General features: G+C 60.1%; 15 protein-coding genes and 1 pseudogene. 1 reads left to right on the top strand and 15 read right to left on the bottom strand.

The window, feature by feature from the left end; translation table 11 throughout:
* Positions 1 to 45: 45 nt before the first annotated feature.
* The gene (purL, locus tag ACTG1P_RS00080) at positions 46 to 3,969 is read right to left on the bottom strand and encodes a phosphoribosylformylglycinamidine synthase (protein ID WP_440000152.1); all 3,924 of its coding nucleotides are present in this window, start codon (positions 3,967 to 3,969) and stop codon (positions 46 to 48) included.
* A 149-nt stretch (positions 3,970 to 4,118) separates the two neighbouring features.
* Here purL and mltF point away from each other — a divergent pair, with 149 nt between their 5' ends.
* Positions 4,119 to 5,603 (top strand): membrane-bound lytic murein transglycosylase MltF, encoded by a 1,485-nt coding sequence (gene mltF, locus ACTG1P_RS00075; protein WP_421289913.1) that lies wholly within the window; start codon positions 4,119 to 4,121, stop codon positions 5,601 to 5,603.
* Between the two features lie 372 nt (positions 5,604 to 5,975).
* Here mltF and ACTG1P_RS00070 read toward each other — a convergent pair whose 3' ends face one another.
* The 14 genes and pseudogenes from ACTG1P_RS00070 to hscA form a co-directional block, all read right to left on the bottom strand.
* Entirely contained in the window at positions 5,976 to 6,200 is a 225-nt protein-coding gene (locus tag ACTG1P_RS00070; RefSeq protein WP_031227524.1) for a zinc ribbon domain-containing protein, read from the bottom strand.
* A 124-nt stretch (positions 6,201 to 6,324) separates the two neighbouring features.
* The gene (der, locus tag ACTG1P_RS00065; RefSeq protein ID WP_005333794.1) at positions 6,325 to 7,821 is read right to left on the bottom strand and encodes a ribosome biogenesis GTPase Der; all 1,497 of its coding nucleotides are present in this window, start codon (positions 7,819 to 7,821) and stop codon (positions 6,325 to 6,327) included.
* A 74-nt stretch (positions 7,822 to 7,895) separates the two neighbouring features.
* On the bottom strand, positions 7,896 to 9,080 hold the full coding sequence (gene bamB / locus ACTG1P_RS00060; RefSeq protein ID WP_005333796.1) for an outer membrane protein assembly factor BamB: 1,185 nt from the start codon (positions 9,078 to 9,080) through the stop codon (positions 7,896 to 7,898).
* Positions 9,073 to 9,723, bottom strand: a complete 651-nt coding sequence (locus ACTG1P_RS00055; RefSeq protein WP_236341807.1) for a YfgM family protein — start codon at positions 9,721 to 9,723, stop codon at positions 9,073 to 9,075. The genes bamB and ACTG1P_RS00055 overlap by 8 nt, the downstream gene beginning before the upstream one ends.
* 3 nt (positions 9,724 to 9,726) lie before the next feature.
* Positions 9,727 to 11,004: a histidine--tRNA ligase gene (gene hisS / locus ACTG1P_RS00050; RefSeq protein ID WP_005351051.1), complete on the bottom strand. Its 1,278-nt coding sequence runs from the start codon at positions 11,002 to 11,004 to the stop codon at positions 9,727 to 9,729.
* Positions 11,005 to 11,142: 138 nt separating this feature from the next.
* On the bottom strand, positions 11,143 to 12,258 hold the full coding sequence (gene ispG, locus ACTG1P_RS00045; RefSeq protein ID WP_005333801.1) for a flavodoxin-dependent (E)-4-hydroxy-3-methylbut-2-enyl-diphosphate synthase: 1,116 nt from the start codon (positions 12,256 to 12,258) through the stop codon (positions 11,143 to 11,145).
* Between the two features lie 10 nt (positions 12,259 to 12,268).
* A complete protein-coding gene (gene rodZ, locus ACTG1P_RS00040) occupies positions 12,269 to 13,237 on the bottom strand; it encodes a cytoskeleton protein RodZ (RefSeq protein WP_440000151.1) in 969 nt (322 codons plus the stop codon).
* On the bottom strand, positions 13,227 to 14,018 hold the full coding sequence (gene tapF / locus ACTG1P_RS00035; protein WP_440000150.1) for a PilW family type IVa pilus biogenesis/stability lipoprotein TapF: 792 nt from the start codon (positions 14,016 to 14,018) through the stop codon (positions 13,227 to 13,229). The genes rodZ and tapF overlap by 11 nt, the downstream gene beginning before the upstream one ends.
* Positions 14,019 to 14,029: 11 nt before the next feature.
* Entirely contained in the window at positions 14,030 to 15,133 is a 1,104-nt protein-coding gene (locus ACTG1P_RS00030; RefSeq protein WP_005344856.1) for a bifunctional tRNA (adenosine(37)-C2)-methyltransferase TrmG/ribosomal RNA large subunit methyltransferase RlmN, read from the bottom strand.
* A gap of 167 nt (positions 15,134 to 15,300) precedes the next feature.
* Entirely contained in the window at positions 15,301 to 15,729 is a 429-nt protein-coding gene (ndk, locus tag ACTG1P_RS00025) for a nucleoside-diphosphate kinase (RefSeq protein ID WP_005333805.1), read from the bottom strand.
* Between the two features lie 267 nt (positions 15,730 to 15,996).
* Entirely contained in the window at positions 15,997 to 17,280 is a 1,284-nt protein-coding gene (gene pepB / locus ACTG1P_RS00020) for an aminopeptidase PepB (RefSeq protein ID WP_005344853.1), read from the bottom strand.
* Positions 17,277 to 18,581 carry an aminopeptidase PepB gene (gene pepB / locus ACTG1P_RS00015; protein ID WP_440000149.1) on the bottom strand — a complete coding sequence of 435 codons (1,305 nt, stop codon included), beginning with the start codon at positions 18,579 to 18,581 and terminating at the stop codon, positions 17,277 to 17,279. Before pepB (ACTG1P_RS00015) ends, pepB (ACTG1P_RS00020) begins: the two co-directional genes overlap by 4 nt.
* A gap of 173 nt (positions 18,582 to 18,754) precedes the next feature.
* Positions 18,755 to 19,093, bottom strand: a complete 339-nt coding sequence (gene fdx, locus ACTG1P_RS00010; RefSeq protein ID WP_005333808.1) for an ISC system 2Fe-2S type ferredoxin — start codon at positions 19,091 to 19,093, stop codon at positions 18,755 to 18,757.
* A gap of 1 nt (position 19,094) precedes the next feature.
* A pseudogene (gene hscA / locus ACTG1P_RS00005) lies at positions 19,095 to 20,638 on the bottom strand (Fe-S protein assembly chaperone HscA); the annotation flags it as partial.

Here is a 20,638-nt window from a genome sequence, read left to right as displayed (position 1 = left end):
GGCCAATTGGCCGGTTTCTGTTTTTATGCGCTGGTGCTCTCTCTATTAACCCAGACGAACCCGGGCGTTGCGGAACATCCGCATCCAGGCGCCGTCCTCGCCCCAGTTGTCGGGGTGCCAGGAGTTGGCCACGGTGCGGAACACCCGCTCCGGGTGCGGCATCATGATGGTGGCTCGGCCATCGGTGGTAGTCACGGCAGTGATACCATCCGGCGAGCCATTCGGGTTGGCAGGGTACTGCTCGGTCACGCTGCCACGGTTGTCGACAAAGCGCAGCCCTACCAGACCGCTCTGCTGCAGTGCGCTCAGGTGAGCAGCATCGCGCACCTCGACACGCCCTTCCCCGTGGGAGACGGCAATGGGCATCACGGAGCCTGCCATGCCGGCGAAGAAGGCCGACGGTGACTCCTGTACCTGCACCAGACTGAAGCGGGCCTCGAAGCGCTCGGAGCGGTTGCGCACAAAGCGCGGCCAGAGATCGGCACCCGGGATGAGGTCTCGCAGGTTGGACATCATCTGGCAACCGTTGCAGACACCCAGAGAGAGGGTATCGCCGCGCTCGAAGAAGCGCTGGAACTGCTCGCGGGCGTTGTCATTGAACAGGATGGACTTGGCCCAGCCTTCACCGGCACCCAACACGTCACCGTAGGAGAAGCCGCCACAGGCCACCAGGGTCTGGAACTCCTCCAGCTTGATGCGACCGGAGAGAATATCGCTCATATGGACATCGACCGCCGCGAAACCGGCACGATCGAACGCCGCCGCCATCTCCACATGGGAGTTGACTCCCTGCTCGCGCAGCACCGCCAGACGGGGGGAGACCCCGCGGGCAATGTAAGGTGCCGCCACATCCTCGGACGGGTTGTAAGTCAGCTTGGCATGCAGACCCGGATCGGTGGCGTCCTGACGGGCCGCGTGCTCACTGTCGGCGCACGCCGGATTGTCGCGCAGGCGCTGCATCTGCCAGCTGGTCTCGCCCCAGATGGTGCGAAGTGCGGTACGGCTGGCACGATAGACCTCCTGACCGCCCCGCTGCAGGGTAATGAGATCCCCTTCTCGCACGGTACCGAGCACATGGGAGCAGGCTGCAAGACCGTGCCCGGCCAGCAGGGTCATCACCGCCTCTTTATCTTCACGACGCACCTGAATGACGGCGCCCAGCTCTTCGTTGAACAGCGCCGGCAGCAGCTCGCCGCCGATACGATCGAGCTGGATGTCGAGGCCGCAGTGACCGGCAAACGCCATCTCGGTCAGGGTGACGAACAGGCCGCCGTCAGAGCGGTCGTGATAGGCGATCAGTTTGCGATCGGCCACCAGCGCCTGAATGGCGTTGAAGAAGCCCTTGAGCTGGACCGGATTGTCGAGATCCGGCGCCTTGTCACCCAGCTGGCGATAGACCTGCGCCAGTGCCGAGGCGCCGAGGCGCTGCTTGCCATTGCCAAGGTCGACGAGGATAAGGTCGGTTTCACCGAGATCGGTACGCAGCTGTGGCGTGACGGTGTTGCGCACATCCTCGACCCGGGCAAAAGCGGAGATGAGCAGGGAGAGCGGCGAGGTGACGCTGTGCTCCTTGCCATCCTGCTGCCAGCGGGTCTTCATGGACATGGAGTCCTTGCCCACAGGAATGGTGATGCCAAGGGCCGGGCAGAGCTCCTCGCCCACCGCTTTGACCGCCTCATAGAGACCGGCATCTTCCCCCGGGTGACCGGCAGCGGCCATCCAGTTGGCGGAGAGCTTGACCCGCTTCAGCGACCCGATGTGGGCCGGCGCCAGGTTGGTAAGCGCTTCCGCCACCGCCATGCGAGCGGAGGCGGCGTGGGAGAGCAGCGCCACCGGGGTACGCTCGCCCATGGACATGGCTTCGCCGTGATAGCTGTCGTAGGTGGCAGCGGTGACGGCGCAATCGGCCACCGGGATCTGCCAGGGGCCAACCATCTGATCGCGATTGACCAAGCCAGTCACGCTGCGATCGCCGATGGTGATAAGGAAGGACTTCTCCGCCACGGTCGGCAGACGCAGAACCCGCTCGGCTGCGTCACTCAAAGTGATGCCATCGAGCTGGAGCGCTTTGCCTTGTGCAGGCAGAGTCACCACGTCGCGGTGCATCTTGGGGGCCTTGCCGAGCAGCACGTCCAGCGGCAGATCGATGGGCTGGTTGTCAAAGTGGCTGTCAGAGAGGGTCAGATGCTTCTCTTCGGTCGCGGTGCCGATGACTGCATAGGGTGCGCGCTCACGCTCGCACAGCGCCTTGAACAACGGCAGCTTGTCCTGCGCTACCGCCAGTACGTAACGCTCCTGGGATTCGTTGCACCAGATCTCCAGCGGGCTCATGCCCGGCTCGTCGCTCTGGATGGCGCGCAAATCGAAACGACCACCGCGCTCACCGTCGTTGACCAGCTCCGGCATGGCGTTGGAGAGACCGCCCGCCCCCACGTCATGGATAAAGACGATGGGGTTGTCGTCACCCAGCTGCCAGCAGCGATCGATCACCTCCTGGCAACGGCGCTCCATCTCGGGGTTGTCACGCTGCACCGAGGCAAAGTCGAGATCTTCGGCCGACTGGCCGGAGGCCATGGAGGATGCGGCACCGCCGCCCAGACCAATGTTCATCGCCGGGCCGCCCAGCACGATCAGCGCCGCGCCGACCGGGATCTCCCCTTTCTGGACATGTTCGGTGCGGATGTTGCCGATGCCGCCAGCCAGCATGATGGGTTTGTGGTAGCCACGCACCTCGACGCCGTTGTGGCTCGGCACCTCCTCTTCGAAGGTACGGAAGTAGCCGAGAATGGCCGGACGGCCGAACTCGTTGTTAAACGCGGCACCGCCGAGCGGCCCCTCCTGCATGATGTCGAAGGCGCTGACGATACGGCTCGGCTTGCCGAAATCCTGCTCCCAGGGCTGCTCGAAGCCGGGAATGCGCAGGTTGGAGACGGAGAAACCGACCAGACCCGCCTTGGGCTTGGCACCGCGACCGGTGGCTCCCTCGTCGCGGATTTCGCCGCCGGAGCCGGTGGCTGCGCCCGGGAACGGGGAGATCGCGGTCGGGTGGTTGTGGGTCTCCACCTTCATCAGGATGTCAACCTGTTCCTGGTGATACTGGTATTCGCCGTTGGCCGGGCTCGGGAAGAAGCGGCCACCCTGGCTCCCTTCCATCACGGCGGCGTTGTCTTTATAGGCAGAGAGGACATGATCCGGCGTCTGCTCGAAGGTGTTCTTGATCATCTTGAACAGCGACTTGGGCTGCTGCTCGCCATCGATGGTCCAGTCGGCATTGAAGATCTTGTGACGGCAGTGCTCGGAGTTCGCCTGGGCGAACATGTAGAGCTCGATGTCGTTGGGGTTGCGACCCAACTTGGTGAAGTTCTCCACCAGATAGTCGATTTCGTCGTCGGCCAGCGCCAGACCGAGCGCCACGTTGGCTTCGGCCAGGGCTGCGCGACCACCGCCCAGCACATCCACCTGGGTGAAGGGGCGCGGCTCGTGGTGAGCAAACAGGGCGGCAGCTTCGCTCATCTCGGCAAACACCACTTCCATCATCCGATCATGGAGCACGGCGGCAATGGCGCTGCGCTGGGCGGCATTCAGCTCACCCTGCCCCTTGATGGTCAGGTAATAGGCAATACCACGCTCCAGCCGCTTGACCTGTTTCAGGCCGCAGTTGTGGGCGATGTCGGTTGCTTTGGAAGACCAGGGGGAGATAGTGCCGGGGCGGGGGGTAACAAGAAACAGCTGACCGCTGGGGGTGTGTTCGGGGATGCTCGGGCCGTAGCGCAAGAGCTGGCCCAAGGTCGCTCGCTCGGGGGGAGAGAGGGGGCTTGTCAGCTCGGCAAAGTGCACATACTCGGCATAGACATCCTCTATCTCTACTCCGCTCTCTACTCCACTCTCATTTCTCATCTGTGCGAAGCGTTGCAGCAGTTTTTGGACACGAAAATCAGACAGTGCTGGGGCACCACGCAAGATATCCATATGACCTTTCTCACCAAGTTTTAAAGTGGGGGGGAATTGAGACGCGCGTATTATAGGGATCTGGCTCACAGCGGACAAACGTTTTTCTCACTTCGTGCAGTGTGACTCTGCGCACACTCTCTGGTATAAAGGTGCCTCTTTTTTGACAAATGCCGATTTTTTCAACAAAGGTACTCACCTACTTGCGCTGCATTTTTCGACTGTTTATCGGGCTGTTGTTGACGCTGACGCTGGTTGGCTGCGACTTCTATAGCCCCTCCAGCCAGCTGGAGCAGATCCGCCAGCGAGGCGAGATCCGGGTTGGCACCATCTATGGTCCCACCTCCTATTACCAACGTGACGACCTCGCCCAGGGGTTCGATTACGAGCTGGCGCAAAATTATGCCGACTGGTTGGGGGTGAAACTCACCATCATCCCGGTCGACACTACCGACCAACTGGTCACCCTGCTGAAAAAGGGCAAACTCGATCTGGCGGCTGCCGCCATCATGGTCACCCCCGAACGGCGCGAGCTGTTTCGCTTCGGCCCGGGCTTCTACCAGGTCTCTCCCAAACTGGTCTACCGCAACGGCAAACCCAAGCCGGCCTCATTGAACGATATCAAGGGCAAGCTGGTGGTGGCCGCCGGCTCCACCGGTGAAGATCTGCTCAAAGAGATGAGCAAAGAGAATCCGAAACTAACCTGGAGCACTAGCGACAACGCCGATGTGGAGGAGCTGCTCAAGCAGGTGGTGGATGGCAAGATTGACTACACGGTGGTGCAGGATACCGTGCTGGCCCGTACCCAGCGCTACTACCCGGAGCTCACCGAGGGGCTGACCCTGGCCCAGAAGCAGACCGTTGCCTGGGCCATGAGCAAGCTGCCCGATGACAGCCTCTATGCCAGCGTGATCGACTTCTTCGGTCAGCGCTTTATGGATGGTGCTATCGCCAAGCTGGACGAGAAGTACTTCGGCCACGTGCAGAACTTCGACTTTGTCGATACCCGTACCTTCCTCAAGCGCGCCAAGAGCCTGCTGCCCAAGTACCAGCCGCTGTTCCAGACTCACGCCAAGAATATCGACTGGCGTCTGCTCGCCGCCATCAGCTATCAGGAGTCCCACTGGGACCCGCAGGCCCGCTCTTACACCGGCGTGCGCGGCATGATGATGCTGACCGAGCCCACCGCCAAGGCGATGGGAGTCAACGACCGGCTTCATCCGGAAGAGAGCATCAAAGGTGGCTCCCTCTATCTGCAACAGATGATGGAGAAGGTGCCGGATTCGGTGCCCGATGACGAGAAGGTGTGGTTTGCCCTCACCGCCTACAACATAGGTTACGGCCACATGATGGACGCCCGCCGCCTGACCAAAGAGCTCGGCAAGAATCCTGACGCCTGGAGCGACGTGAAAGAGGTGCTGCCGCTGCTACAGCAAGCGCGCTGGCACCGCAAGGTACGTTACGGCTATGCCCGTGGCAGCGAGGCGCGCAACTATGTCAACAACGTGCGCCAGTATTACCAGAGTCTGCTCTGGCTCGACAACGAGCAGCAGAAGGCACATCAGCGGGAGAGTCTCGACAACGACAGCGAGCCCGAGCTGGCCGAGCGCCCCACCGCCATCGCCGAAGTGGTCAATCAGATCACCATGCGCTAACCAGCCACTATTCGGCTGTTTTCACGCAAACTTCTCTGTTACCATCGATTCACATCGGAGCCTATCCGAAATCGCATTGTTTTCATTATGTTGAGAGATTAAATAACAGCAATTTCGGATGGGCTCCATCAATGACCCAAGGCCGGGATGGCCAACTGAGTTGGGAGGAGACCAAGATGCAAAAACGTAGAAAAATCAGTCTGGTCAGAAAAGCGAAGTGCAGCTGGAGCCCCAGACGCAAACTCAAGCTTAATGACATCAAGCGCAACCTGTGGCGCAGAAATCGATCCTATACCCTGCTTATTGCAGAGCACACAGCATAAACCCGGCATTCGCCGGGTTTTTTATCTGCTTTCTCACCTGAATACTGTCTTACACCAGCGCCGCCTTGAACTGTACCGACCGCTTGGAGATCAGCGAGTTGCAGTGGTTGCAGAAGTAATCCACCGCGCCGCACGCCTTGAGACGTTCCAGCTCCTGCTGGCAGGTGGGGCAGATGGCCGTGACGCGAACAGGGGCCTGGCACTGGCCACAGGTTTGCTCCTTGCTGCGGGTATCCAGTTCAGCCTGGCATGATGGACAAAGCAGGACTTCCATAATCAACTCCTCGAAAAGTAGATCTGCCATGGTCTTGTTCCATGGCAGATCCCCCTCCCCTTATTCCTCACCTTAACATGGCGAGGATAACAAAGCGGCTGCCGGTGAGGGCAGCCGCAAGGACTTATTTCTTCTTCATTTTCAGCAGGCGTTTGCGCTGACGTTCCTGACTCAGGGTCATGGTGTTCTTCTTGCCTTCAAACGGGTTGACCGACTCCTGGAACTCGACCCGGATCGGCGAGCCCATGATCTTGAGGGACTTGCGGAAATAGTTGATCAGATACCGCTTGTAGGAGTCCGGCAAGTCGTTCAGCTGGTTGCCGTGGATCACGATGCGCGGCGGGTTGTAGCCACCGGCGTGAGCATACTTGAGCTTGACGCGGCGACCGTTGACCATCGGCGGCTGGTGATCTTCCTGCGCCATCTGCATGATGCGGGTCAGCATGGCCGTGCTGGTACGACGGGTGGCGGACTGGTAAGCCTCCTGAATGGATTCAAACAGATGGCCGACACCGCTGCCGTGCAGGGCGGAGATGAAGTGGACACGAGCGAAGTCGATGAAGCCCAAGCGACGATCCAGCTCGTTCTTCACATCCTCTTTCACCTTCTGATCCAGACCATCCCACTTGTTCACCACCAACACCACGGAGCGACCGGCGTGGAGCACATAGCCAAGGATGCTCAAGTCCTGATCGGTGATGGTCTCCTGGGCGTCGATCACCAGCAGGCAAACGTTGGCATCTTCGATGGCTTTCAAGGTCTTGATAACGGAGAACTTCTCCACCGTCTCGTGCACCTTGCCACGACGACGTACACCGGCGGTGTCGATGACCACATACTTCTGCTCGTCACGCTCCATCGGAATGTAAACGGAGTCACGGGTGGTGCCGGGCATGTCATAGACGATGACCCGATCTTCACCCAGCATACGGTTGGTCAGGGTAGATTTACCGACGTTGGGGCGGCCAACGATGGCGAACTTGATGGGCAGGTCGGCGAACGGGGTCTCCTTGGTGTCCTCTTTGGTATCGAGTTCACCGGCAGCCACCATGCGCAGCAGGGCTTCTTCGTCGAAGTCCTCCTCTTCCTCATCCTGCGCATCTTCATCGGTAGCGGAGTCGACCAGGGTCTCCAGATGGGGAGCCAGGGCCAGTTCCAGCAGGCTCAGCACGCCACGACCGTGAGCGGCCGCGATCTGGTAGACCTCGCCCAGCGCCAGACCGTAGAACTCGGAGACCGCGGAATCACCGTCGATACCGTCGGTCTTGTTGGCCACCAGAAATACCTTCTTGTGGGCCTTGCGCAGGTGCTCGGCGATGGCTTGATCCGCCGCGGTCAGACCGGCACGGGCATCCACCATGAACAGCACGACGTCTGCTTCTTCGATGGCCAGCAGGGATTGCTCGGCCATCTTCAGCTCGATCCCCTCTTCGGTGCCATCGATACCACCGGTATCGACCACGATAAATTCCAGCTCGCCCAACTTCGCCTGACCGTATTTACGGTCCCGGGTCAGACCGGGAAAATCGGCAACCAGGGCATCCCGAGTACGGGTCAAGCGGTTAAACAGGGTGGATTTCCCCACGTTGGGGCGGCCCACCAGGGCTACTACAGGAGTCATAAAAGCCTCATTCTCAAGACGACAAAGGCTCCGGGTCCGAAGACCAGGAGCCGGATATTCACATTATCGGACGATCAAGGACGCTTGAGGGCGTACAACTTGCCGTCACGGCTCTGCACATACAGGGTCTCGCCATCCACCAGCGGGGCGGCATAGAGACCACTGCTATCGAGCTGCTGCATCGCCTTGATGGTACCGTCGGTACGATCAAGCCAATACAGGTATCCTTCCACATCACCCACCACCACATAGTCACCGAAGATGACAGGTGCAGTGACGGTACGATTTTCCAGCTGGGTGTTGGACCACAGCTCCAGACCGTTGCGACGGTCGATGGCAAACAGATGGCTGCGGCTATCGGTCAGCACGATGGCATTACCGGTCATCGCCAGATCGCGATAGCCGGAATACTTACGCTTCCACACTTCATCGCCGGTCATCAGTTTGCGCGCCATCAACTGACCGTTGTAGGCGATGGCATAGAGCTCATCACCGGCAATCAGCGGGCTGGCATCGACGTCAACCATGCGGTCCAGCTCGGTGGCACCGCGCGGATCAGCCACCTTGGACTGGCGCACAGGCTGGCCATTGCTCAGCAGGGCGATGCCCACCTTGCCATCGGCACGACCGTAAATCACGGCGCCGTTGGTGATCACCGGTGCACCGGCACTGCGCAGGGTCAGCGGCGGCTGCTCTTCGGAGAGCGACCACTGCATCTTGCCTTCATCAGTGTCGAGGGCGATCAGGCGACCGGAGGTGGTCAACACCACCACGCGGCCATCTTCCACCGCAGGGCTTGCCACCACTTCGCCGGGCACATTGGTCTGCCAGAGCACTTCACCGTTCTCTTCGTTCAGGGCGTAGACCACCCCGTTCTCGGAGCCGAGGAAGAGCTTGCCGTAACGGGAGACCAGACCACCGGAGAGGCGGGCGCTGCGCTTGTCGGCGTTGACCGGCAGGTCGGCCAGATCGACGGTCCAGAGGCGATCGCCACTGGCACGGTCAAAAGCGCTGACATCGCCGTCGCGGGCCGCCGCGTAGATGCGATCCTCTTCCACCACCGGCTTGAGCTGGGAGTAGAAGTCACCGATGCCATCACCCACAGTAGATGACCATGCGGTGTCGGCAGTGAAGGCAGATTCAACCTTGGGCAGCGGCGCCATCGGGTTGAGATCCTCTTCGGAACTGAACAGGGAGCAACCCTGCAGAGCGAAGGAGACCGCAGCCCCCAGCGCCACCATCTTGAATAGATTACGCATCCGGTGCCTCACCAGTCGCAACGGCCGGCAGGGCCAGATCGTCCATTTTCAGCTTGAGCTCGGCGCTACCCTGCAGGCCGCCGGCATCCGCCGCCGCCTGATAGGCATCACGAGCCTCTTCGGTCTTGCCCTGCTTTTGCAGCACATCGCCACGGGCTTCGGCTACCTGCGCCTTGAAGGCGTCATTCTGGATGGTCGCCAGCTTGGCCAGCGCTTCATCTGCCTTGCCCTGATCATTCAGCACACGGGCCAGACGCAGCGCCGCGATGGGACGAATGCTCTCGTCACCCGTGGTCGCCACCAGCTCCAGCTGCTCGGCAGCCAGATCCAGCTTGCCCGCCTTGACGGCAGCGGCAGCCAGTTGCAAAGCGGCCAGTTCACCGTAGGAGTCACCCTTGTTGGCGGTAACAAACTGCTGTGCCTGCTCGAAACCGGCGGCATCGCCCTTGGCAAGCTGCTCAATCACCTGGTTGTAAGAGTGGGAGGAGGCCTCCATGGTCTCTTGCTGGTGCTGGTTGTAATAGCGCCAGCCGAACAGACCGACCAGACCGATCACGGTCCCGGCAATCACCGAGGTTCCGTTCTCTTTCCACCACTCCTTGATAACCTCAACCTGTTGTTCTTCGGTGGTATAGACTTCCACAGCTTACTCTCCTTTGGCTGCCAGCAGGGCAATGGCGGCGTCAACCTTGACGGTCTGTTGCTCGGCCTGACCACGCAGATATTTGATAGTGATCTCCCCGTTTTGCACCTCGGTCTCACCAAGGATCAGGGCGATTGCCGCGCCGCTCTTGTCGGCACGTTTGAGTTGTTTCTTGAAGTTGCCACCACCGCAGTGGCTCATGAGGCGCAGGTCCGGCAGGGCATCGCGCAGACGCTCGGCCAGCTGGAAGCCAGCCTGTTCGGTCCCCTCGCCCACCATCGCCAGATAGACATCCACTGCCGGGCGGATATCGGCGTTGAGCTCAAGAGTCTCCAGCATCAGCACCAGACGCTCCATGCCCATGGCAAAGCCCACGGCCGGGGTCGGTTGACCGCCCAGCTGCTCTACCAGACCATCGTAGCGGCCACCGGCACAGACGGTGCCTTGGGCACCCAGACTGCTGGTGACCCACTCGAACACGGTCAGGTTGTAGTAGTCAAGACCACGCACCAGACGCTCGTTCACTTCGTATTTGATACCGGCAGACTCGAGCAGGCGCTTGAGCCCCTCGAAGTGGGCCAGGCTCTCTTCGCCCAGATGGTCGAACAGACGCGGGGCACCCGCCAAAATGGCCTGCACCTTTTCATCCTTGGAGTCAAGCACCCGCAGCGGGTTGCTGTACATGCGGCGCTGGCTCTCTTCGTCCAGTTGCTCCTTGTACTGCTCCAGATAGGCCACCAGCGCATCGCGGTAAGCGGCACGCTCGGCGCTCTGACCCAGGGTGTTGAGCTGCAGGGTGACATGCTCGCTGATGCCAAACAGACGCCACAGACGGTGGGTCAGCATGATCAGCTCAGCGTCGATGTCCGGCCCGTTGATGCCAAACAACTCGACACCGAATTGGTGGAACTGGCGATAACGGCCCTTCTGGGGACGCTCGTGACGGAACATGGGGCCCATGTACCACATCCGGCGTTCCTGGTTGTAGAGCAGACCGTGTTCGATACCGGCACGGACGCAGCTGGCGGTCCCTTCCGGACGCAGGCTCAGGCTGTCGCCGTTACGGTCTTCAAAGGTGTACATCTCTTTTTCGACCACGTCGGTCACTTCACCGATGGCGCGCTTGAACAGATGAGTCTGCTCGACAATCGGCATGCGCACTTCGCTGTAGCCATAGCTTGCAACGACCTGGCGCAGGATCTGTTCAACCTTCTGCCATACCGGGCTCTGCTCCGGCAGGCAATCATTCATACCGCGAATAGCTTGGATCTGTTTTGCCACGTTGATACTCGAGAAAAAGAGGTAAAATTTGGCCGCATTATAGGGATTTTCCCCCCCAAGGTAAAATCAGGGAATCCGGATGCGGGATTTAAAATCAGTCACCTGGAAAAAGGGCCACCCAATGTGGCCCTGTTTCGCTCACTCCTTGTCCATCGGGATCCGGTTGGCGGGATCCAGCATGGCGGCGCGGGCGCGAATGCGGCGCTCCAGAGTTGGAATGAGATCCTTGTTGTCGAGCCGATCGACCCGCTGGCCCCCTTCATAGAAGGCACTCTTGTTGGCGGCACCCGCCAGGCCAAGGTCGGAGACCAGCGCTTCGCCCGGGCCATTCACCACACAGCCGATGATGGAAACATCCATCGGGGTGATGATGTCTTCGAGCCGCTCTTCCAGCGCATTGACGGTAGCGATCACATCGAACTCCTGCCGTGAGCAGGATGGGCAAGCGATAAAGTTGATGCCACGGGAGCGAATGCGCAGGGATTTGAGGATATCGAAACCGACCTTTACCTCCTCCACCGGATCCGCCGCCAGCGAGATACGCAGGGTATCGCCGATGCCGTCGGTGAGCAGCATGCCCAGACCAATGGCAGACTTCACCGCGCCGGCACGGAAACCGCCCGCTTCGGTGATGCCCAGATGGAGCGGCTGCTCAATCTGTTTGGCCAGCAGGCGATAGGCACCGACCGCCAGGAACACATCGGAGGCCTTGACGCTCACCTTGAAATCCTGGAAATCGAGGCGATCGAGATAGTCCACGTGACGCATGGCGGACTCTACCAGCGCTTCGGGGGTCGGCTCGCCGTACTTCTCCTGGATATCTTTCTCCAGCGACCCGCCATTGACCCCGATACGGATCGGGATATTGAGGTCGCGCGCGCAATCGACCACCGAGCGCACCCGCTGCTCGTTGCCGATGTTGCCCGGGTTGATACGCAGGCAGTCGGCACCGTACTCGGCCACTTTCAGGGCGATGCGATAGTCGAAGTGGATATCGGCGACGATGGGAATGCGGGTCTGCTGTTTGATCAGCCGGAAGGCTTCCGCCGCTTCCATGGTGGGCACGGAGACACGGACGATATCGGCACCGACCCGCTCGATCCGCTGGATCTGCTCGATGGTGGCGGCGACATCTGTGGTCTTGGTGTTGGTCATGGTCTGCACGGTAATGGGGGCATCGCCCCCAACCGGTACATTACCAACCATGATCTGTCTGGATTTACGACGAATGATGGGTGATTCGTGAGAAGACATGGGAAACAGATTACTCCTGAGGCAGCGAGAAGCGAGCTGTACGACCGTTGTTGTAACGGCTCATATCAAACGACTGCCCCTTGTAGTCAAGCTTGACGGCCATGGGCGCGCCAATGATGAACTTCAGGGGCTCGGCGCCTTCCAGCACCAGCTCGTCGTTGGCCTTCTTCAGACCACTGAACAGGGTCTTGCCGTTGGCATCCTTCACATCCAGCCAGCAATCGGCGGTGAAGCTCATCTTCAGTTGCGGCGCAGTCGCCGGATCAACGACAGCCTCTTCAGATTCGGTGCCATTGGCGCCGGATACCGCAGCATCGGTCGCAGTGCCGACAGCCGCGCTGACATCGGTCGGGGCAACAGCCGCAGAAGCAGGCGCCAGGGTAGCAGTCGCATCGGAGACCACCGCAGGGACAGCCACGTCCGTGGCGGCCGGTGCAATGGCAGCGCCTTCCACCGGAGCTGTGTTGATCGCATCGGGCGACGTGATAGCAGGTTCAGCCGGGGTCGAACTGGTTGCACTCATCTCGGTGGCTGCCAGCGCTTCATCACCGGCGGAGCGGCGTGAAGTACTCTGCCACCACCAGGCGACCGAGAGCGCAATCAACACCAGGATCACCAGCCAGGTCACCACCTTGAGCCGACTGTCGTTGGCTTGCTGGCGGGAGCGACGGGAGAAGCTCTGCATGTCGATATTGTCGGGAGGAGTCAGACCCAGCTTGTCGTAAGCAGCCAGAATGGTCTCATCGGGGATCCCGACCAGCTTGGCATAGGTACGCAAATAGCCCCGAATAAAGGTATGGGACGTGTGCTTGTCGTAGGTATCCGATTCGATAGCGGCGATCAGGGTCAGACGAAGGTGAATGCGGGACGCAACCTGTTCTCGTGTCCAGCCTAGCTGTTCACGGGCGTTGCGCAGCAATTGGCCTGGGCCTACTGCCTGGGAGTCGTCTTGGAAATCGTGTTGCTGTTCAATAGTCATTGGCTAAATAACGCTTGGCTTGTTGCGAAGTGGGATATTGCCTTACCAGCTCAGTCCCGAATTGGTGAAGTAATGCCGGCTTGTCCATCGCCTGTGCCAGTCGCAGTCTCAACCAGAGACTCTCCTCGTTCTCGTCTGACACATCGGCAAAACGGGCGAGGTAGGACTGCACATCAGGCAGCTTGCCATCTTTCATGGAAAGCTCGGCCAAGTCCAGCAATAACCCTGGATTGCGGGGATTATACCCCAAGGCCAGGCGATAGTACTCGCCTGCTTTATCATTTCTGCGATTTTGCAGCGCACAAAGTGCCGCATTTTCATAGGTATCGGCAATTTTTACGTAGCCTGGCTGAATAACCGCCTGGTTGAACGCCTGATCTGCCTCGGCATACCTGCCGCGATCACAGAGGAAGGCACCATAGTTGTTCATTGCGTCAGCATTGGACGGATCCATGGCAAGGGCGTTCTTGTAATTGGTCTCGGCTGCCTTGAAATCCCCTACCTTCTGGTAAAAGTAGGCAAAACCGATCTGGATCTGGGGGTTGGAGGGGTCATACTGGAGTGCGCGGTCAAGATTGAACTTGGCCTGCTCGGCGTTGCCCTGACGCAGGTACTGGATACCCAGGTCGAGGCGGGTTTGGGCAGCCGCCTTGAGGTCAGGACCCACTTCACGCTGGGTCGAGTTCTGGCCAGCGTAAGTGGTCTCGGTCACACAGCCTGGCAGCGCGCAGAGCGCTGCCACTACGATCAATGTACGTGTATCCATTCCCTGTCTATACAATGGCTTAGCATTTAAACCATTTTGACGGAAATCCCATCCTGTTGCATCCGATTTTTGATAGTTCGCTTGGTACGGTCAATCACATCACCCACCAGCTGACCACAGGCGGCATCAATGTCATCACCACGGGTCTTGCGGACAATCACGGTGAAACCGTACTCCATCAGCACCTTGGAGAAGCGATCGATACGGCTGTTGCTCGGCTTGCCGTAAGGGTTGCCCGGGAAGGGGTTGAACGGGATCAGGTTGATCTTGCTCGGCGTGTCCTTGAGCACCTTGGCCAGCTCGTGCGCATGCTGCATATCGTCATTGATATGATCGAGCAGCACATATTCGACGGTCACCCGGCCACCGTTGGCATTGGATTTGGCCAGGTAACGACGGACACCGGCGAGGAACTCCTCGATGTTGTATTTGTCGTTGATCGGCATGATCTCTGAACGCAGCTTGTCGTTCGGGGCGTGCAGGGAGATAGCCAGCGCCACGTCGATCTGGTCGCCCAGCTTGTCCAGCGCAGGTACCACGCCAGAGGTGGAGATGGTCACCCGGCGCTTGGAGATGCCAAAGCCGTAGTCATCCATCATCAGACGCATGGCGGGCACCACGTTGGCGAGGTTGAGCAGCGGCTCGCCCATCCCCATCATCACCACGTTGGTGATGGGACGCTTGCCACCGACCACACGGGCAGCACGCCACACCTGACCGATGATCTCGGAGACTTTCAGATTGCGGTTGAAGCCTTGTTGAGCCGTGGAGCAGAACTTGCACTCCAGCGCACAGCCAACTTGAGAGGAGACGCAGAGGGTCGCGCGGTCATCTTCCGGGATGTAGACGGTCTCTACCTCCTGATCGCCCACCTGCAGAGCCCACTTGATGGTGCCATCGGCAGAGCGCTGCTCGCGACTGATCTCGGGCGCCTTGATCTCGGCGATCGCCTTGAGGCGCTCTTTGAGCACCTTGTTAACGTTGGTCATCTGATCGAAATCATCACACCCAAAGTGATAAATCCACTTCATGACCTGATCTGCCCGGAATGGCTTCTCGCCCAGTTCGACGAAAAAGGCACGCATGGCATCCCGATCAAGATCCAGCAGGTTGATTTTTGTTTCGCTCATCAATGGCCTCAGTTCAAACACTTCATCAATTATTGGCTGACGACGTCAGGGGGCGGCATTGTACAAATAATGGGTCTGGCTTTCCACCTGGAGAATAGAGGGATATTGCGTAAACGGCGAAAACAACAAAGGGAGCCGAGGCTCCCTTGGGTCATCATCCACAAAAATCAGCCGCGCGGGCAGATCTCGTTGTCAGAGAAGAAGTAGGCAATTTCGCGGGCAGCGGATGCCGGTGCATCGGAGCCATGCACTGCGTTGCGATCGATGCTCTCGGCATAACAGGCACGCAAGGTACCAGCCAGCGCCTCTTTCGGGTTGGTAGCCCCCATGATCTCGCGATTGCGACGGATGGCGTCTTCCCCTTCCAGCACCTGCACCATGACAGGGCCAGAGGTCATGAAGCTGACCAGATTGTCATAAAAAGGCTTGCCCTGATGCTCGGCATAGAAACCGGCAGCCTGTTCACTGCTCATGTGCAGCATTTTGGATGCCACCACTTTCAAGCCTGCGCTTTCGAAACGGCTATAGATGGCACCGATCAGGTTCTTGCTGACAGCATCCGGTTTAACGATAGAGAAGGTACGTTCGATGGCCATTGATATCTTTCCTTAACTACAGAGTTTTATTGTTAGAATCCATGTTCGCTGGCGATTATACGTAAACAAAAACCGGAAAAACACACAAACAAGCAACTTTTTATTAAACATCACTCCCTTGCAATCAACATCCACACTCATCTTGACCGAGCAGAGCCGGAAAATATGTGCGCTTGCGCACGATAGTTACCTTAAGCCGCCAAAACCCCATCTTTTGTTCACAATTCGAACAGCATGAAAAAGGCACCCGAAGGTGCCTTGTCTCGCCTATTTGGCTTCCGCCAGCAAGGCCCGCGCTATGGTGCGCATCCCCAGGGTATTGGCCCCCGGCGCCCAGAGGGCATCGCCATTGTCACTGAAGCAAGCTGCCAGATCGATATGCAGCCACCCCATCCCTTCGTTGGCAACGAAACGGGAGAGAAAACCCGCCGCGTTGGAGGCGCCACCCGGCCCGCCCCCCTTCACCGGACGGCTGTTGGCCGTGTCGGCGTAATGGGAGGGACACTGCTGGCGGTGCCAGGGCTCCAGCGGCAGCGGCCAGGCAGGCTCATGCTCGGCGTCGGCATAGGTCATGGCCCGGCTTACCAGTCCTTTATCGAGGCCAAACAGGGCATTGTAGCGCCCACCCAGCGCCATCACGGCAGCCCCAGTCAGAGTTGCGGCATCGATGATCAGCGGTGCGCCGGACTCGCTCGCCAGTTGCAAACCGTCGGCCAGTACCAGCCGCCCCTCGGCGTCGGTATTCACAATCTCGACCGTGGTGCCGTTCTTGTAAGTGAGGATGTCGCCCAGCTTGTAGGCGTGGCCGGAGACCAGGTTCTCGGCGCAGCAGAGGATCAGCTTCACCCGCTTGTCGAGCCCGCGCAGCATGGCAAGCGCCAGCGCACCGGTGACAATCGCCGCGCCCCCCATGTCGCACTTCATGGTGAGCATCCCCTCGGAGCTCTTCATGGAGTAGCCGCCGGAGTCAAAGGTGATCCCTTTGCCCACCAGCGCTGCCGCTACCGGCGCCTTGGGGTCACGCCCCGGGTTGAAGTCGAGCTCCAGCAGTACCGGTTCGCGCTCGCTGCCGCGGCCTACCTGATAGAGGCCGACCCAGCCCGCCTGTTGCAGCGCTTCGCCTTTCAAAATGCGATGACTCACCTTGTCCGGTGCCAGCTCGGTAATAAAGGAGGCCGCTTCCACCGCCAGCTCCAGCGGGCCCAACTGCTCCGGGGTAGCATTGGTCATCTCGCGCACCCAGCGGCCACAGAGCCAACGCGCTTCCAGCTCCTCTCTGTCCTCTTCCGAGGACATGGCCCACTGCAGTTGCACCTCCGCCTTGGGGGTTTGCAGCCCTTGGGCAAAAGCCCACTGCTGTTCACGCTCCCAATGACCAGCCAGGGTCACTTTCTGGATCCCCTGCTGGCAGAGGCGACGGGCCGCCTGCTGGATATCGAGCAGCGGATTGGCCGTCACCAGATGGATCACCATGCCGTCGGCACGGTGAGAGAGCAGCGCCCCCTCCCCCCACTCGGCCGGTGCAAATTCACGACTTAACCAGACATTCATGCGGTCACCTCCTGCAGCCAGCGTGCGATGGTGCGCAGACCGTGGCCCTTGGCGCCAGTTGCCCAGAGATCGTTGCCCGATTTCTGATAGGAGGCCGCCAGATCCAGGTGCACCCAGCCTTTGCCCTCATCGCGTACGAAGCGGGAAAGGAACGCAGCAGCCGTAGTGGCACCGGCCGTGCCTTCGGCTGAGGCAACGTTGCCCAGATCTGCAAAAGCCGAGGTGAGCTGGCTGGCATGCCAGGGCTCCAGCGGCAACGCCCACGCCTGTTCGTTTTCCACCTTGGCGGCGGCCAGCGCGCGCTGCTGTTCGGTCTCATCGAGGGCAAACACCGCATTGTAGTCGCGCCCCAGCGCCATCTTGGCGGCGCCAGTCAGGGTGGCTGCGTCAAGGATATAAGCCGCACCGCTGTCGGAGGCCGCCATCAGGCCATCGGCCAGCACCAGACGCCCTTCCGCATCGGTGTTCTGGATCTCGACCGAGATGCCGTTCTTGTAGGTGAGGATGTCGCCCAGCTTGAAGGCGTGGCCGGAGATCAGGTTCTCGGCGCAGCAGAGAATGAGCTTCACCCGCTGGTTCAGACCGCGGCTGATAGCCAGCGCCAGCGCGCCGGTCACCATGGCCGCGCCGCCCATATCGGACTTCATCGGCAGCATGTTGTCAGAGGACTTCATGGAGTAGCCACCGGAATCAAAAGTGATCCCCTTGCCCACCAGCGCCGCCACCACGGGTGCATTGCGATCACCGGTCGGGTTGTAGTCGAGCTCCAGCAGCACAGGCTCGCGCTCGCTGCCACGGCCAACCGACCAGATCCCGATATGGCCGGACTCGCGCAGCGCTTCACCGGCGGTGATGCGGGCAGTAACCTGATCCCCGGCCAGACCACGAATGAGCAACAGGGCCGATTCCGCCAGACTCATGGGGTAGATCTCTTCCGGACAGCCATTGGTGATGTCACGTACCCAGCGAGCCGCCTTGAGCAGCGCATCCAGTTCGCGGGCATCCGCGTCGCTCTGCTGGCCAAAATCCAGTTCACGCGCTCCCTTGGCGGCGTAGAACCCCTGGGCGAACGCGTAGCGACGCTCCAGATCCCAGCCTTCACCGACCAGCGTCAGCCGCTTGATCCCGCTCGATTCGAGGCGACGGGCGGCGCGCTGAACGGTGCGCAGAACATCCTTCTCCTGACCGGCGGCACCAAGATGGATCAGTGCCTCGTCGCCATTGAAACTGAGCTGGGCGCCCTCGCCCCAATAGGCAGCCGCAGCCTGGGTGGATAACGCTACCTTCATCATGTCAGCCATCGTGTTTGCTTCCTTTTTACTGGCACTATGTATAAGCACTCTTTATAGGAAAGAGCTTATTGGCAAAGAGAGAATAACGAATACAAAAAAGGCCGTGCCCCCGAGGGTCACGGCCTTCCACCATATCACTGAAGCACCACAGGATGCTGCACGTGCAATTCACTCATGTGTAATTAATGGCGTTCAGAGGCAAGGTTCAGGGTGTACTTGGGCAGTTCCACCACCAGATCCTCGTCCGCCAATTTTGCTTGGCAACTGAGACGGGATTCCGGCTCCAGCCCCCACGCCTTGTCCAGCATGTCGTCTTCCAGCTCATCGCTTGGCTCGAGCGAGTCAAAGCCCTCGCGCACCACGCAGTGGCAGGTAGTGCAGGCACAGGATTTCTCGCAGGCGTGCTCGATTTCGATACCGTTGCGCAGCGCCACATCCAGAATGGTCTCGCCGCTTTGCCCCTCGAGGGCGGCGCCATCCGGACAGAGTACGGGATGAGGAAGAATGATCAGTTTTGGCATATTACACCTTGTTGACGTTTTGTCCGGTCAGCACCTTGCGGATGGAGGCGTCCATCCGGCGGGCTGCAAACTCGCCACTGACAGCATCTGCCACCTCAATGGCTTCTTTGATTTGATGGGTTGCGCCGCTGTTGCGCATGGTCAGCAGATGGGCGATGGCGGCATCAATCTCGGCACGCTCGGCAGTATTGAGCAGGGCATCGCCATCGGCGGCCAGCGCCGCATTGAGACTCTCGACCACCCGGTCGGCTTCAACCTGCTGCTCGGCCAGCATGCGGGCATCCATATCCTGCTGGGCATTCTCAATGGAGGCACTCAGCATGTTGAGGATATCCTGCTCCGCCAGCCCGTAAGAGGGCTTGACCTGGATCTCGGCCTGCACGCCGGAGGATTTCTCCATGGCGCTGACCGAGAGCAGACCATCCGCATCCACCTGGAAGGTGACGCGAATATGGGCGGCGCCGGCTGCCATCGGCGGAATACCGGTCAGGGTAAAGCGGGCCAGGGAGCGGCAATCGGCCACCAACTCGCGTTCACCCTGTACCACGTGAATGGCCATGGCGGTCTGACCATCCTTGAAGGTGGTGAACTCCTGGGCGCGGGCAACCGGGATGGTAGTATTACGCGGGATCACCTTCTCGGCGAGGCCCCCCATGGTCTCCAGACCCAGCGACAAGGGGATAACGTCCAGCAGCAGCATCTCGGCATCGGGCTTGTTGCCCACCAGAATATCGGCCTGGATGGCGGCGCCAATGGCGACCACCTTGTCCGGATCGATGCTGGTCAGCGGCGTACGCTGGAAGAACTCACCCACCAGTTCACGCACCAGCGGCACCCGGGTGGAGCCACCGACCATCACCACTTCCAGCACTTCCACCTGCTCGAGACCGGCATCGCGCAGGGCGCGGCGACAAGCCAGCAAGGTCCGTTTCACCAGCGGGGTGATGAGCTCATCAAACTGGCTACGGCTCACTGAACCCTGCCAGCCAGCAAAGGTGCACGCCACATGCTCGGCATCGGTCAGGCCGTGTTTGACGGCAGCGGCCACATCCAGCAGCTCGCGCTGCAGATGGGCATCCAGCTCGCCGGAGAGGCCCGCTTGCTCCTTGATCCAGTCCGCCAGCAGGTGATCAAAATCATCACCGCCGAGGGCGGAATCGCCGCCGGTCGCCAAGACGCAGGATGGAGATATCGAAGGTGCCGCCCCCCAGATCGTAAACCGCGATCACCCCTTCCTGACCGGAGTCAAGGCCATAGGCAATCGCGGCCGCGGTCGGCTCGTTGAGCAGCCGCAGCACGTGCAGACCGGCCAGACGAGCCGCATCCTTGGTCCCCTGACGCTGGGCATCATCGAAATAGGCGGGCACGGTAATAACCACGCCATCGAGATCGCCCCCGAGTGTCTGGGCGCCACGCTCGGCCAGCTTTTTGAGAATTTCGGCCGATACCTGCACCGGATTGACCAGCCCCTGACGGGTTTGCAGTTGCGGCATGCCATTGTCGGCGGCAACAAACTGGTAAGGCTGCTGGCGGGTATCGATATCG

Origin of the sequence: Aeromonas sp. 11P, assembly GCF_051920165.1 — a bacterium.
Taxonomy (GTDB): Bacteria; Pseudomonadota; Gammaproteobacteria; order Enterobacterales; family Aeromonadaceae; genus Aeromonas; species Aeromonas veronii.
The sequence above is the reverse complement of the archived record's forward strand: the minus strand, read 5'-3'. Positions and strand labels throughout refer to the sequence as shown.

What these genes read in the sequence shown, in the direction of transcription:
- ndk (WP_005333805.1), bottom strand. Translation starts at nt 15,729, where the DNA reads ATGGCCATCGAACGTACCTTCTCTATCGTTAAACCGGATGCTGTCAGC.
- ACTG1P_RS00030 (WP_005344856.1), bottom strand. Translation starts at nt 15,133, where the DNA reads ATGAGCGAAACAAAAATCAACCTGCTGGATCTTGATCGGGATGCCATG.
- ACTG1P_RS00070 (WP_031227524.1), bottom strand. Translation starts at nt 6,200, where the DNA reads ATGGAAGTCCTGCTTTGTCCATCATGCCAGGCTGAACTGGATACCCGC.
- bamB (WP_005333796.1), bottom strand. Translation starts at nt 9,080, where the DNA reads ATGCGTAATCTATTCAAGATGGTGGCGCTGGGGGCTGCGGTCTCCTTC.
- ispG (WP_005333801.1), bottom strand. Translation starts at nt 12,258, where the DNA reads ATGTCTTCTCACGAATCACCCATCATTCGTCGTAAATCCAGACAGATC.
- fdx (WP_005333808.1), bottom strand. Translation starts at nt 19,093, where the DNA reads ATGCCAAAACTGATCATTCTTCCTCATCCCGTACTCTGTCCGGATGGC.
- rodZ (WP_440000151.1), bottom strand. Translation starts at nt 13,237, where the DNA reads ATGACTATTGAACAGCAACACGATTTCCAAGACGACTCCCAGGCAGTA.
- mltF (WP_421289913.1), top strand. Translation starts at nt 4,119, where the DNA reads ATGCCGATTTTTTCAACAAAGGTACTCACCTACTTGCGCTGCATTTTT.
- pepB (WP_440000149.1), bottom strand. Translation starts at nt 18,581, where the DNA reads ATGGCTGACATGATGAAGGTAGCGTTATCCACCCAGGCTGCGGCTGCC.
- pepB (WP_005344853.1), bottom strand. Translation starts at nt 17,280, where the DNA reads ATGAATGTCTGGTTAAGTCGTGAATTTGCACCGGCCGAGTGGGGGGAG.
- der (WP_005333794.1), bottom strand. Translation starts at nt 7,821, where the DNA reads ATGACTCCTGTAGTAGCCCTGGTGGGCCGCCCCAACGTGGGGAAATCC.
- purL (WP_440000152.1), bottom strand. Translation starts at nt 3,969, where the DNA reads ATGGATATCTTGCGTGGTGCCCCAGCACTGTCTGATTTTCGTGTCCAA.